Annotated in this window: 7 protein-coding genes; 1 reads left to right on the top strand and 6 read right to left on the bottom strand. The window is 69.5% G+C overall.

The genetic code is table 11. The annotated features are described in order from the left end of the window. Positions 1–22 precede the first annotated feature (22 nt). A complete protein-coding gene (locus tag ACFVGS_RS06680) occupies positions 23–1,810 on the bottom strand; it encodes a helicase HerA domain-containing protein (RefSeq protein WP_385691072.1) in 1,788 nt (595 codons plus the stop codon). Between the two features lie 604 nt (positions 1,811–2,414). Here ACFVGS_RS06680 and ACFVGS_RS06675 point away from each other — a divergent pair. Next, positions 2,415–8,642 (top strand): DNRLRE domain-containing protein, encoded by a 6,228-nt coding sequence (locus ACFVGS_RS06675; RefSeq protein WP_385691069.1) that lies wholly within the window; start codon positions 2,415–2,417, stop codon positions 8,640–8,642. Between the two features lie 658 nt (positions 8,643–9,300). Here ACFVGS_RS06675 and ACFVGS_RS06670 read toward each other — a convergent pair. From ACFVGS_RS06670 to ACFVGS_RS06650, 5 genes are all read right to left on the bottom strand, one after another. Next, positions 9,301–12,642, bottom strand: coding sequence for a LysM peptidoglycan-binding domain-containing protein (locus ACFVGS_RS06670; protein WP_385691066.1), 3,342 nt, complete (start codon positions 12,640–12,642; stop codon positions 9,301–9,303). A gap of 4 nt (positions 12,643–12,646) precedes the next feature. Beyond that, on the bottom strand, positions 12,647–13,108 hold the full coding sequence (locus tag ACFVGS_RS06665) for a pilus assembly protein TadG-related protein (protein ID WP_385691064.1): 462 nt from the start codon (positions 13,106–13,108) through the stop codon (positions 12,647–12,649). Further along, positions 13,105–13,554 carry a TadE/TadG family type IV pilus assembly protein gene (locus tag ACFVGS_RS06660; RefSeq protein WP_385691062.1) on the bottom strand — a complete coding sequence of 150 codons (450 nt, stop codon included), beginning with the start codon at positions 13,552–13,554 and terminating at the stop codon, positions 13,105–13,107. The genes ACFVGS_RS06665 and ACFVGS_RS06660 overlap by 4 nt, the downstream gene beginning before the upstream one ends. Continuing rightward, complete coding sequence (locus ACFVGS_RS06655) at positions 13,554–13,913, bottom strand: TadE family protein (protein ID WP_385691059.1); 360 nt, start codon at positions 13,911–13,913, stop codon at positions 13,554–13,556. Before ACFVGS_RS06655 ends, ACFVGS_RS06660 begins: the two co-directional genes overlap by 1 nt. An 83-nt stretch (positions 13,914–13,996) precedes the next feature. Further along, positions 13,997–14,233 (bottom strand): hypothetical protein, encoded by a 237-nt coding sequence (locus tag ACFVGS_RS06650; RefSeq protein WP_385691056.1) that lies wholly within the window; start codon positions 14,231–14,233, stop codon positions 13,997–13,999. Positions 14,234–14,266: the final 33 nt, after the last annotated feature.

Raw genomic sequence — 14,266 nt, 5'->3', positions numbered from 1 at the left:
TCCCACATGCCATGACCGGTCGTCAGGCGCCGGGCTCCTCGGCGTCACTGGTCGGGCGGCTGGCTCGCGGCCGGTTGCGTGCCCATCGCTTGAGGTCGCCGACGCAGTAGAGGAGTTCGGCGCCACGCTTGTCGGCCCAGTCGGGGAATTCAGGGTCGTTGGCGCGTGCCCAGCGCAGGGCGGCAAGGGAGATGGCGGGAAGGTCCCTCTGTGCCTGGCGGAGCCCGACGAGATCGTCATCGACGGTGCTCGTGGGCGCGGGCTGGGATGGTGTGGGTGCCGGGATCGGCTGGGGTTCGACAGCGGGGGGCTTGGACAGGATGGTGGTCGTCGTGGCCGTCCTGGTGGTCGTGTGGGCGCCGGCCATCGCCCAGGCGCGGGCTTCGGCTTCGGAGAGGTTGAGGACCTGGGTTTCCCGGGCAATACCGCCGAGGACGACCTGGACGCGGCCGGGGTGACGGGTCGGCTTCGGGGCGGGATGGACTTCGGGCACGAGCATGCGCCAAGCGTTGAGGGTGTAGCGGACGAGGATGCGTGTGGAGAAGTTCTCCCGCATCTCCGGGCCGCCGAGCGCCCGGGCGGTGGCGGACTGGGCGACGAGCAGCACGTGGAGGCGTACCTGTCGTCCCATGAAGAGGATCTCGGCGAGCGCGTCGATGGCAGGAGAGGTCTTCGGATCGCCGGTCTCGCGGATTTTGTCCCAGTACCTCGCCAGCTGCTTCATCGTCGCGTTGACCTCCTCGAGGAGGATCACGATCCGGGGGCCGACCTTTTCCGGCTTGGAGGCCAGGACGTCGTCGCCGAGCTGTTCGGCGAGCCGGATCCGGCGCTGACCTTCGTGGCCGAGGCGGAGTAGCGCGTCGTGGATGTCGGCGATGTCGCGGCAGTACGTCACCCCGGGGACGCCGCGGGCCCAGCCATGGCTGATGCGCTTGAAGTCGAGGATGAACGCGTCGGCTCCGTTGTGGAGGAACTGGCTGGCGATCGTGCGCAGGATGGTGGACTTGCCGCCGCCGGTGCCTGCGGAGATCAGGACGTGCGGAGAGTCGTGGTCGAGGTCGACGGAGACAGGCTTCTTGCCGGCACCGAGCCCGATCAGCGGAGCGGATTCCGGCATGCTGGCCAGGAGGTCGCGCACGTCGGGGTCGTCAAGGCTGAGACGGGCGGGCGGCTGATGCTTCTTCTTGACGATGAGGTGGGTATCGCGTCCTGCGAGCCTCCAGGAGAAGGAGGCGTTCTGCAGGGCGAGCTTCTGCATGAGGAGCTCGGCAATCTGGTCGCGGTTGAACTTCAGATGCGCGGGCAGGTCGATGCGGATCTCGGCGTCGTCGTCCGTGAAGTTCACGGGGACATGGAGGTAGCGGCGCGGGTCGCTGGCTTCCGGGATGCCGAGAGGGCCGACCAGCGCCTGGTGGAGCGGCTCGACCCACTCACGCATCAGCTCGCGCCGCTCCCGGCCCGCCATGCCGAGGGCGATGCCTCCTGCTGCGGCCGCGGCCGCAGCGACCAGGCTGCCGTAGGTGAGGGCCTGGAGGGCGGCGGCGGGGTGCTGCCAGTAGCCGTAGCCTCCGCCGGCGGCAGCGGCCAGAGTCGCGGCGCGGACAGCCAGGCGCTGCCACCCGGCCCGGTACGAAGCGCGGCGCACCGGTCCCTCGGTCTTCGCAAGGACGCGGGTTCCCGGGCGCCAGAACGTGGCATCGGTGCGCTGCACCCCGTCGAGGTCCCGCCCAGTGAAGAAGTTCCCGGCCGCGGTGGCCAGGGTGTCCAGGGCCTCGTCGAGGTCGCGGGCGAGCGGGGAGGAAGACATCATGCTCCTCAGAAAGCGCAGAGTCGTGAACGCCCCACCCTTCGCCGTTCTCCTCACCACGGCGCTCACCACGTGCGCTCGTCGGGCGTCACGACCTGGCAACGCCTCCTCGGAAGGCCTCTGGTGAGCACCATCCATCGCAGCGCTACTCATCCTGGCCGGCCGCAACAGCGGACCGATGGGCGAGCTGGTGCTGGTGCTGGTGGCCGTTGCAGACCTCCTGGGCAGGAACGTCAACCGGTGGCTTTGTTCAGGTTCTGACGCGCTTTAGAGACGTTCGCCCGCTGAGTGACGGCTGACGCTCCGATCTCGCAGGTGCGACAGGTCCTCCAGGTACTGGGAGCGGAGCACCCACCTGCAGGAGTTCAAGCAGCCCTTCGGCGCTACTCCGTCGGCCGGAGCCGTACGTGCCTTCAGCGGGCGGAGGAATCGACGTGGCTTCCGGCGCGCAGTCGACGGCCAAACCGATGGATATCGGCCGCGCCGGCGAACGTGCAGATCCGTCGCGCATAGGAAGACACACCCACTCTCACAAGATCTTTACATAGGGAATATGCTCCTCCGCTAGTCGCACGTGCGACTTCGTCAAGGGGAGGGTTTTCTGACCATGAGTGACCGCATATCGCCGCCAAGGCGAGTGGGGGGTAGGTGGCTGGGCAACCGCACCCTGTCCCGGGTCGCGCTCGCTGTGGCCGGCGTGCTGGCTGTCGAGACGGCCGTCGTGGTGGAGGCGACGGGCCAGGCGGTCGCCTTGTCCTCGCAGCCGCCTGCCGCCGACAGCTCCGCCACATACGCAACGGAAGCCGCCGATATTCCGTCGGCGCAGGTTGCGGCCCGTTTGTCCGGTAGGCGCGTTGAGGCGTTGTCGGAGCGGACGGAGTCGACGACGACGTGGGCGAACCCGAACGGCACGGTGACGCTGGATGCGTCCGCCGGCCAGGTCCGGTTCCGCGATGAGACCGACACGTGGCAGGACGTCGACGTCGAGCTGGCGAAGACGGTGGACGGCACGATCGAGGCCAAGGCGCATCCCCTCGGGCTGGAGCTCGCCGGGAAGACGCCGGCTGCCGAGGCAGCGGCGGTCGAGGCCTCCGGTGAAGCCGGTGAGCCGGGCACCAAGCCGATTCCGCTGGTCACCCTGGACGCGGGCGACGGCAAGGAGCTCGGCCTGTCGTGGCGGGGCGTGCTGCCGGAGCCGGCCTTGTCGGGAACGACCGCACGCTATGCCAACGTCATGACGGCGACCGATTTGCTCGTCGAGTCGACCCGTACCGGGTTCGAGCAGTTCCTGGAGCTGAAGGACCGTTCCGCGATCGACGCGAACGGTTCAGTGACGCTGACGCTGAACGCCAAGGGCATCACCGCGCGGGCGAACGAGGACCGCTCGGTGACGTTCGTGGACACGGAGTCCGGCAAGCAGGTCGGCGCGCTGCCAGCGCCGGTGATGTGGGACGCCTACGTCGACCCGAGGTCCGGCGAGCACACACACCGTGCCGACGTCGGTCTGAAGGTGACGCAGAACGGCGACCAGGTCGACATCACCCTGACCCCCGATACGGCGTTCCTGGCCGCCGCCGAGACGCAGTTCCCGGTGACGGTGGACCCTGCGGTCAACATCGGTCCGAGTTTCGACACCTTTGTCCAGCAGGGCTATACGACAGACATGTCGTCGTCGACGGAGCTGAAGCTGGGCAACAACGGCTCCGGTCAGATCGCCCGTTCGTTCCTGGCCTTCCCCATGGCCAAGATCGCGGGCAAGCAGATCCTGAGCGCGAAGCTGAACCTGTGGAACTTCCACTCCTGGTCGTGCACGGCCAAGAGCTGGGAGATCTGGGACGTCGCCCCGGTGTCGACCAGCACGCGCTGGACCGCCCAGCCGACGTGGTTCAAGAACTGGGCGTCGTCGACGTCGACGAAGGGCTACTCGTCGTCCTGCGCGGACGGCTGGGTGAGCGCCGACATGACCGCCATGGGCCAGTACTGGGCCGGCGCCGGAGTTGCGACGGCAACGATGGGCATCCGGGCGACGGACGAGTCCGACCCGTACGGGTGGAAGCGGTTCAACTCGGGCAATGCGGCGTCGAACACGCCGTACATGTCGGTTACGTACAACACGCCGCCTGGTGTACCGACGCTGGTCAGCCCGGTCCCGAACTTCTACTCCAACGACTCCACGCCGGCGATGTCGGCGAAGGCCGTCGACGGCGACGGCGATCCCATGAGGCTCGACATCGAGATCTGGGACCGCAACGGCACGGCCTGGCTGCAGGCCGCGGCCTCCGCGTACTACCCGTCGGGCTCGGTGGTGACCTGGTCGCCGCCGAACCCGCTGCCGTCGGGTGCCTACAAGTGGCGGTCGCGTTCGTGGGACGGCAAGGTCCACAGTGCGTGGGCGGCGTTCCGGAACATCAACATCGACACAACCGCGCCAGCGAAGAGCACCATCTCCTCGGCCGATTTCCCGGCCAACACCTGGTCCGGTGCCCCTGACACGAATGGCACGTTCTCGGGTTCCTTCACCTTCACCCCGCCCGCGAGCGACGTGGCGGCAGTGGAGTACAAGCTGGACTCCGGCGCATGGACGCTGGCATCCACCACGGGCGCCGCGGTCACCAAGACGCTGTCGTTCCCGGCGGGCAAGCACACCGTGACGGTCCGGACGAAGGACGCGGCCGGCAACTACTCGGCCGAAGCGTCGCACGTCTTCTACGCCGGCTCCGGTGCCGCGCTGCTGACCCCAGGCCAGGGCGAGCGCCCGGCCCGACGCGTCGCGCTGTCGGCCGAGGGCCTGACCTCCTACACCGGCGTGACCTACCAGTACCGCCGTGGCGAGACGGACACGTGGAAGGATGTGCCGGTCGCCGACGTCCGGCAGGGCTCCGACACGATCTCCGGCTGGCCGGTGGGTGTGTCCAACGGCAAGCCGGCCGGTCTGACGTGGAACATCACCGACACCCTCGCCGAGGACGGACCGATCGAGGTTCGCGCCACGTTCACCGACGGCTCGACGACCGTGTACTCCCCGGTCAACGAGATCACCGTGGACCGCAACGCAGGCACCGCGCCGTCACAGGAAGCCGGCCCGGGTTCGGTGAACCTGCTGACCGGTGACTACACGCTCTCGGCCACCGACACCTCGCTGTTCGGCCTGTCTGTCTCGCGCACGGCGTCCTCGCGGCGCCCCGATGCGGGCGCGAAGCAGGACGGCCAGGCGACGATCTTCGGCCCGCAGTGGACCGCCGGCACGACCGCGGACATCACCGAATCGGAGTGGGCTTACCTCAAGAAGACCTCCGCCACCTCCGTCGCACTGGTCGACGTGGACGGCGAGGAACTCGGATTCACCGCCACCTACACCGGTGGCTGGAAGCCGGAGACCGGCGCGGAAGACCTGACGCTGACCGGTTCGCTCGCGGGCTCATTCACGCTCAAGGACACCGAGGGCACCGTCACGGTCTTCACCAAGCCGGATACGGCGTCCACGTCGTGGCAGGTCGCGTCCAGCACGATGGACGGTCTGGCGCAGTCCACGACAACAGTGATCTCCGAGACCGTCACCGGTACGGACGGCAAGAAGCTGGCCCGCCCGAAGCGCGTCATCGCACCGACCTCCGCCGCCTCGGCGACCACGTGCACGGCGACGCCGTCCACGAAGGGCTGCCGCGCACTGGAGTACGTCTATGCCACGGCGACCACGGGCACCGACACCGTGTTCGGCGACTTCGCCGGCCAGGTGAAGGAGATCCGCGCCTGGTCCACCGAACCCGGCGCCGCCGCCGCGACCGCCAAGACGGTACAGAGCTACGCCTACGATGCCTCGGGCCGTCTGCGCGAGACGTGGAACCCGCTGATCACGCCGTCGCTCAAGACGCAGTACGCCTACGACAGCGCGGGTCGTGTCACGCAGCTGACATCGGCTGGAGAGCTGCCGTGGTCGTTCACCTACGGCAAGGCGGGCAACGCCGCCACCGCTGGTGACGGCATGCTCCTGAAGGTCAACCGCTCCGGTCTGCAGCAGGGCACCAAGGACGTGGAGTCCGGTACCGCGTCGACGAGCATCGTCTACGACGTTCCGCTGACCGGCAGCAGTGCCCCGTACCAGCTGGGCGTCTCGGACGTGGCGGCGTGGGGTCAGACCGACGCCCCGACGGACGCGACCGCGGTGTTCCCCGCCGACCAGGTGCCGTCCTCGAACGACGGCGCTCAGCTGGGCTCGGGCGACTACCGCCGTGCGTCGATCACCTACACAGACGCTTCCGGGCGCCAGGTGAACGCGGTCGACCCGGGCGGCAACGTCACCACCACCGAGTACGACCGCTTCGGCAACACCGTCCGCGAGCTGACCGCAGGCAACCGAGCCCTGGCGCTCGGCGGCACGACGGCCGATCAGGCCGCGCTGACCGACCTCGGCATCCTCGGCCTGTCCACCCAGGACCGCGCCGACCTGCTGTCCACAAAGTCCGTGTACGACTCCAAGGGTGTTCGGGAGCTGGAGGAGTTCGGCCCGCTGCGGCGGATCACTCCGACCGGCGGCGGCACATCGGCCGTCGCGCGCTCCTGGACGGTCAACGAGTACGACGCCGGCCGCCCGACCGACGGCACCGCCAAGATCGAGAACCAGATCACCAAGGTCACCAGCGGCGCCGAGGTCTTCGGTTCGACGATCATGACCGATGCCCGTGTCACGCAGACCGTCTACGACTGGGCCAAGGGTTTGCCGGTCAAGACGATCAAGGACCCGGCCGGTATCGCGATCACCGAGACCACCGAGTACGACGACCAGGGACGCGTCACCAAGCAGCTCCTGCCAGAGGCGACCGGCACGGACGCCGCGACCCGCGTGACCACCTACTGGTCCGCGACCGGCACTGGCACTTGCCAGGGCCGCCCGGAGTGGGCCGACCAGGTCTGCTCCACCGGCCCGGCCGGCGCCATCACCGGCGGCGGTTCGAACCCGTCCCAGCTGCCGACCACCACCACCGAGTACGACTGGTGGGGCAACCCGGCCAAGGTAACCGAGACCGCGAACGGCGTCACCCGCACCACCACCAACACCTACGACGGGGCCGGCCGCCTCACCAAGACGGCCATGACCGGCGGGCTCGGCCAGGCCGTCCCCGAGACGACCACCGAGTACGACCCGGCCACCGGCCAGGCGGTCAAGACGACGTCACCGACCGGCGGCACCATCACGAAGGAGTACGACAAGCTCGGCCGCCAGGTCGCCTACACCGACGCCGACGGCGGAACAACCCGGACCGAGTACGACCTGCTGAACCGGCCGGTCAAGACCGCCGACACTGCCCCGTCCACCGTCACCTACACCTACGACGCCACCGCTGAGCCCCGTGGCCTGGTCACCTCGACCACGGACTCGGTCGCCGGAACCTTCGCCGCCACCTATGACGCCGACGGTTCCGTCGCCACCGAGAAGCTCCCCGGCGGCTACATCCTGACGGTCACCGAGGACACCACCGGCGCCGCCACGTCCCGGGTCTACACCCGTGATAGCGACGGCCAGGTCGTCTACTCCGACACCGTGGAGAAATCCGTCCACAGCCAGGTCACCGAACACGCCGGCTGGTCCGCTCAGGACTACACCTACGACGCCACCGGTCGTCTCACCACGGTCGACGAGACGGTCGGCGACACCTGCACCCGCCGCTCGTACGGCTTCGACAAGCGCACCAACCGCACCAACAAGACCACTGCGGAAGGCGCCGCCGGCGCCGCCTGCCCGACAACCGGAGGATCCACCACCACCCACACCTACGACAGCGCCGACCGTCTCGTCGACACCGGCTACGTCTACGACGCCTTCGGCCGCACCACAAGCCTGCTCGGCAGCCAGATCGGCTACTACGCCAACGACCTGGTCCACCAGCAGACCGCCAACGGCCAGCGCCAGACCTGGCAGCTCGACGCCAACCAGCGCCGCCGCTCCTGGACCGTGGAGGAGAACGGCGGAGGTACCTGGACGCAGACTGCGGTCAAGGTCAACCACTATGACGGCGACGGCGACAACCCCCGCTGGATCACCGAGGACACCATTGACGGCACAGTGAGCCGTAACGTCGAGTCTGCCTCCGGGGATCTGGGAGCCACCACCGCGGCGTCCGGAAACACCATCCTCCAACTGACCAACATCCACGGCGACGTCGCACTCCAGCTCCCGCTGGACGTAGAAGACGCACCCCTGGTGCTGGACAACGACGAGTACGGCAACCCCCGCGCCGGCCAGCCTGACGTTCGCTACAACTGGCTCGGCGGCAAGCAGCGATCCAGCGAGACCCTCACCGGCCTCACGCTCATGGGCGTCCGCCTGTACGAGCCGGCTGCCGGGCGGTTCCTCTCCGCAGACCCCGTCTACGGAGGAAGCGCGAACGCATATGAGTACGCTCACGGTGACCCTGTAAACAACTTCGACCTCGATGGCAAGCGTTGCTGGAATCCCTGGAGCGAAACTTGCCGGAGCAAGAACAACACCGTCAGCTTCCTCTATTCGGCAGGGTCCGTATGCTTTTCGTGGTGCCCCTTCTTGGGTGTGGCAGGAAGGGTCGTTAAGGCCTACCGAGCTGGGAAGCGTGCTTGGCACTACGGAAGAGCCGCCTACCGGATCTACAAAAGGGGAGGCACTCGCCGTCTGCTCAGCCACTCCAAGAGTTGGGCAAGACGTCAGGGATGCGTCACGAATGCTGGCGGCTTCGCCGCCTGCGCATGGGCCGGACTCGCTGCGTGGACCGGAGTAACCGAAGGCTGGGGGCACTGGAAGAACGGCTGGAGGCTCATGCGCGGTAAGCTCAGAGCGATCCGCAAGGGGCGGTGGTGGAGATAGGCGATCAGGCGATAGTTAGGCACCATCTCTAAGCTGCATCTGTGGGGTGGGCCACGACACGGCCCACCCCACACCTCCCACCATCGAATAAGAAGAGCCAGACAGATGAATGTTCCGAAGAAGTGGAAGGGCCCCTCCTGGGGTCTGTCGGCTGGATGCGCCGCCTTGGTTCTCTGGTTGCTTTTGGAGCAAATTTTCAGAGACAGTGGCCCGTCTGTAGTGCCAACAATGCTGTACTCCGTAGTCTTTGTGGCGTTCACGTTCTGGACCGTGGATAACCTTCACGATCGCCGGAATCACAAACGGGACGACTCTCAAGATTCAGCACCGTAAGCGCACAGCCCCAGCCGGCGGCTGCGACACGGCTGAATACGAACACACTCCGCACCCGGAGCGTCGCCTTGTTGCTGAGTTCACGGTCTGTCGTGGCCGTCACTCTCGTCGCAGCAGGACTCCTTCTCGCGGTCTTCTGACAGCGGTCGAACGTCTCTGAAGTATCCGGGCGACGTAGCCGATGACAGCGTCGCCCGGTCGTGGCCGCCTCATGGGGAGCCAGGGTTGGACGAAGAGGGCCGCTCTTGATCGAGATCGATCTACCATGGCGCGATTTCAGTGGGGTCGAGGACTGGTGAGGCGTGGGCCAGGCGTAGTGAGTTGCTCAGGCGCTGCGAGTCACGATGCGCTCGTAGATGGCCTCGGTGTCGGGTTCGGTGCTGACGTCCAGGCGCCGGTTGATTGTGAGCAGGGTTTCGTAGGCGGTCTGGACGCCGTTGTGGTTGCCGGCCTGGTCCTCGATGAGCATCCAGTCCTGGTAGAGGAGTTCGGCGCTGTCGTCGATGTCGAGCCCGAGGCGGATGGCGCGGCGGGCGGCGTCGAGGTCGGGGTGGGGGCCGGTGCGGTGCCAGGTGGCGAGGGTGTGGGCGGTGTCGGTGATCCGGGCGAGGATCTCCTGGACGCGGGTCGCGGCCCAGGCGGGCGGGGTGTCGCCGAAGGGGCGGCCGCGGACGAGGCCGAGGGCGGCTTCGAGGTCGGCGGTTCCGGTGGTGGGCCCCTTGGTAAGGCCGCGTTCGGCGAGCTTGGTGAAGCGGTCCCAGTCGCACCGGACCTTCGGCGAGAGCTTGTAGATGCCGGACCGGTCGCGCGGAAGGTACAGGTTGCCGTCCTGGTCGGCGCCCAGGCGGTTGCGGAGTTCGGAGATCCGGGTCTGCAGGGTGGTCTTGGACCAGGGGCGGCGCGGGTCCATGGCCTCGGCGACGGCGTCGGGGCTGCTGGGCTTGAAGTAAAGGTATGCGGCGAGCTGGGCGAGCTTGGGTCCGTGGCCGGAGGCGGAGATGCCGGTGACGGTGACCGGTCCCAGGACCTGGACCTCGGGAGCATGCAGGTCGACCGGCTCAGTCGGCGGCTCGACGGTCGGCGCGGGGACGGTGAAGGGTCCGGTGGGGTTGTCCGTCTCGGAGGTGTTGTCGACGGACCGCTCGGGCTCCGGCTCCGCCTTCCCCTGCCGGGCCTCCGGGCCGTGGCTGGTGTCCGGCCTCGGGGCTGCCTGAGGCGGCTCCGGCTGTTCGGGGGCAGGCGGGGTGAGCGGTGGGACGGAGGCGAGGGGCCTCGTACTCGAGCTCAGAGCGGCGAACGGGGTCGCGGACAGGCCGGCCGGATCGGGCTCGCCGTTGCTCGACGTGGTGACGGTGATCTGGACGGGCGGGACGGAGGTCCATGCCCCTTCGGCGGGGCGGGCGGGTTCGTCTGCTGTGCGCAGGAGGTCGAGGACGTCTTCGAGGTCGGCTTCCGGCAGGGACTGGACGATCAGGTCGCTGTCGAGGGCGTCGATGTACTGGGGTGTGGTGGTGCCGACGGCGAGGTGGATGGCGTCGTCGAAGGTTCCGAAGGCGCCGGCGGTGCCCTGGGCGGGCAGGACCAGGGCGACGGGGAGTTCGCGGGCGGCGGTGAGGGTGTCGGCGAGGAGCCGCGCTTCGTCTTCGTCTATGTCGGCGGCGCACACGAGCGTCCAGGGCAGGCGGATCGGGGCGTCGTCGGAGCTGGCGGTCTGGCGCTGTTCCAGGAGGAGTTCGGCGAGGTCGGTGCGGGCGGCCTTCAGGTGTGGAAGCGTGCGCAGCCGACTGGTGGGGAGCAGGGCGGGCAGTTCGTCTCCGAGGCCTACGGTGAGGATCTCGGAGTGGTCGCTCCAGGTGCTGGTGGCGGCTTCCAGGGCGAGGACGCGGGCGGTGTCGCGCACCGCGTCGGGGGTGCCGTCGAGGAGCAGGACGCGGGAGACCGTGAGGTTGATGAGCAGGTGGTTGCCGTCGGGGTCGGTGCCGAGGGTGACCAGGCCGGGGTAGGGGGCGGACACGAGAGCGGCGTCGTCGGGGTCGAGCAGGTCCTGCGCGCGGTCGAGTACCCAGCGGTCGGTGCCCTGCGGGGTGAAGGGGGCGAGGACGACCTCGCCGGCGGTCGTATTGTCCTCGTCGTCGCGGTCGGCTTCTGCGGGGGCGAGGAGGAGTTCGACCGTGCGGGCGGTGATCCGCGCTCCGGCAACCTGGGGCAGTTCGACGTGCTGGTCGGCGGCGTGGCGGGCGAGCGTGCGCAGGGCAAGGTCAAGGAGCTGCAGGCTGCCTGGCTCGGCGGCGGCGTGCAGGCTGTATTCGGCGGCGTGCTCGGTGGTGGCGGGCAGTTCACCGGGCTTGCGTCGGCGGCGCTGCAGCAGGCGCTTGGTGCCCAGGGCGGCAAGCAGCCCGCCGGCGGCGAGCATCCCGATTCCGGCGGCCTCACGTACGCCGATCCCATCCTCTTGGTCGTCGGCCGGCTGCGACGTCGGCGCCGCGGGCGCGGATGTGGCCGGCGTGGTGGTGGCGCCGGTCTGGGCGGGGACGCTCGTGGCCGGGGCGGGAGCGGGAGGTGCGGTCGAGGCCGGAGGCGTGGTCGGAGCGGCCGTCGCGGTGGCGGTGGGCGATGCCGCGTGCGTCGGAGCCGCTTCGGTCGGGGGCGGGGTGGCTTCGGCCGTGGGCTTGGCCGGGGGCGGTGTGGCCGTGTCGGCAGTGGGGATGTCATCGTCCGGGCGCGGCTCGGGCGGCACGGTTTTGTCGTGCGCGGGGCGTTCGGCTGGGCCGGTCGTGTGGGGAATCTGGAGCTTCCAGCCGATCTGGAGTTCGTCGGGGTCGGTGAGGCGGGCGCCGTCCGGCTGCCGTACGCCCTTGTTTGCCTGGAAGAGTTCGTTGTATCGCTCGCCGTCGCCGAGTTCCTCCTCGGCGATGTCCCACAGCGTCTCGCCCATCCCGACGGTGTGGCTGTCGGCGGGGTGGGCGGGCGCGGCCGGTGCGGTGGTGGGTTCGTCGGGCAGGCGCAGGATCCAGCCGGGCTGGATGGGGGCGTCGGCGTGGAAGACGCGTCCGTCGGCCATGGTGCGGCCCTCGTTGGCGTCGGCGATCTTCGTGTACAGCTCGCCGTGTCCGTAGAGCTTTTCGGCGATGGACCACAGGCTTTCGGCCGGTCGTACGGCGCGGACGGTGTAGGTGTGCTCGGCGGCCGGCGCCGCGGTGGTGGCTGCTTGGGTGGTGCTGGGCTGGGGCGTGACGGCGGCGGGCGCGGCCGCCGTGACGGGTTGGCTGGCGGTGGGGTTGGCCAGGGCCGGGGTGGCGGAGGCGAGGGTGCTGGAGGCGAACAGCACGATGATGCCGCTGACGAGGGTGCCGGCCGCGCGCTGGGACAGGCGCAGGCCTGGGAGGCGGGGAGCGGTGCGGCCGCGGAGCTGGGCGGGGATCTCCACCAGGAGCGAGAGCGTGAAGCTCGCCCAGGCGATCCAGCCGACGACGCACAGCGCGAGGACGAAGGCGTTGCCGGTGTCGGGGCGGGTGAGCAGGTGGGTGACCGCGTCGATGCCGGGTGCCCAGACGGCGGCGGTGGCCTGCCACAGCAGCCACGGCAGGCCGGCGGTAGCGGCGGCGAGGACGAGCGCGCTGGCCAGGGCGCGGGGCAGGCGCCGCCCGAGGGAGCGGTGAGCGGGCATCGGGTCAGTCCTTCTCGGGTTGGTTGATGCCGTGGAGGAGGGTGGCGGAGCTGGTGGCGCTCACGGTCCAGGTCTTGGGAACGAACACGCCGGTGTACGTGCCGGTCGCGCGGATGGTGATCCGGTGGCCCGCGTCGGTGACGGTGACGGTGCCGTCGGCGCCTGCGCGCTGGAGGTAGGCGCGCGCGGCCGCAGCGGCCTTGGCGGGGTCGGCGACGACGGCTTCGCCGGTGACCGCTCGTGCGGGGTCGATGGCCTGGGCGGCGGCGCGGGCGGCTTCGGTGGCGACGGCGTCGGTGCGTTCATGGGCGCGGCTGACGCCGAAGGCGTCGATGGCGAGGAGACCGCCGAGCAGCAGGAGCGGGACGGTGACGATGGCGACGAAGGGGGCGATGCCGCCGTGGTCGTCGGCGCGGTCGAGACGGCGCGCGAGGTGGCGGCGGAGCGAACGGTTCTTCGTGGTCATCCGCGTCCCCGGTAGGCGTCGACGATGGAGGTGAAGGAGGAGGAGACGGTGCGAACGCCGGGGCCTCCGCCGAGCAGAAGCAGGTCGCCGAGGGGGACGGTGCACGAGACGGTGACGGTGACGGAGGAGACCTGGCCGAGCTGCGCACCCAGTCCGCTGGTCGTAGCGCGCACACGGGTGGAGGTGCAGGGCTGGTCCTGGTGGGCGAGGACGTCGGCGGCCGCGGCCTGAGCGGCGGCTTGCCCAGCGGCGGGGTCGCGTTCGAGGGAGGCGGCGCGGGCGGCGGCCTGCGCGGCTGCGTCTGTCTTCTGCCCGGCCAGCGACAGGCGGGCGCCGGCAATGACAACCAGGGCGAGCGCCAGGAGCAGCGGGACAACGATGACAGCCTCGATCGCCGCATCTCCCTGATCGCCGCGTCGCAGCGCGGCCTTCCAACGGCCGAGCATCAGTCGCCTCCCGGAACGGTCCACTTTTCGACGGGGCCCGACGCGGTGGAGGTCACGGTGATTCCGGCGAGTCCGGGCACGAGGGAGACGGCCTGCCCTTCGACGCGGATGCGCAACCGGTCGGTGGAGCTGCCGGTGGTGGAGACATGGACGTCAGTGAGGAGGTTGCCCCCGAGGTCGGCGGCTGCCTGGCGGGCCTTGGCAGCGCCGTCCTGCGGGCTCGCCTCGTACATGCGCCCTGCGGCGACGCCTTCGCGGGCTGCGGTGGCGACGGCGTTGTGGGCCCAGGCGATGGTGAAGCCCTGCACGATCGCGAAGATGAGCAGGATGACGACCGGGAAGATGATCGCCACCTGCAAGGGGGCGGATCCTCGATCCCGGTCGTTCGGCGCGGGCATCAGACGGCTGAGCGGGGGCATGGTGGCGTCCAGGTATCCGGGCGTCAGCCGCCGAGGATGCCGTTGAGCTTGCCGTTGGCCCGGCCGTAGGCGGCGGCCAGTCCGCCGGCGATGAGGAGGGCTCCGGCGACGGCCGCGACGATGATGACGACGGTGGAGATGGGGCTGTCGCCGCGGTCACCGTCGTCCTTGACCTGCTGCGCCGCGGACTCGAGGCGGGCGCGAAGGGCGGCGGCAGTGACGGTGAGTGCGGCCTGGGCGTAGAGGAGCGGGCTCTTCACGAGGGGATCCTTCCGGTCGGCCGGGCGGAGCCC

Origin of the sequence: Streptomyces sp. NPDC127114 (assembly GCF_042677525.1) — a bacterium.
In the GTDB taxonomy this organism is placed as follows: domain Bacteria; phylum Actinomycetota; class Actinomycetes; order Streptomycetales; family Streptomycetaceae; genus Streptomyces.
The sequence above is the reverse complement of the archived record's forward strand: the minus strand, read 5'-3'. Positions and strand labels throughout refer to the sequence as shown.

What these genes read in the sequence shown, in the direction of transcription:
- ACFVGS_RS06675 (WP_385691069.1), top strand. Translation starts at nt 2,415, where the DNA reads ATGAGTGACCGCATATCGCCGCCAAGGCGAGTGGGGGGTAGGTGGCTG.
- ACFVGS_RS06670 (WP_385691066.1), bottom strand. Translation starts at nt 12,642, where the DNA reads ATGCCCGCTCACCGCTCCCTCGGGCGGCGCCTGCCCCGCGCCCTGGCC.
- ACFVGS_RS06665 (WP_385691064.1), bottom strand. Translation starts at nt 13,108, where the DNA reads ATGACCACGAAGAACCGTTCGCTCCGCCGCCACCTCGCGCGCCGTCTC.
- ACFVGS_RS06660 (WP_385691062.1), bottom strand. Translation starts at nt 13,554, where the DNA reads ATGCTCGGCCGTTGGAAGGCCGCGCTGCGACGCGGCGATCAGGGAGAT.
- ACFVGS_RS06680 (WP_385691072.1), bottom strand. Translation starts at nt 1,810, where the DNA reads ATGATGTCTTCCTCCCCGCTCGCCCGCGACCTCGACGAGGCCCTGGAC.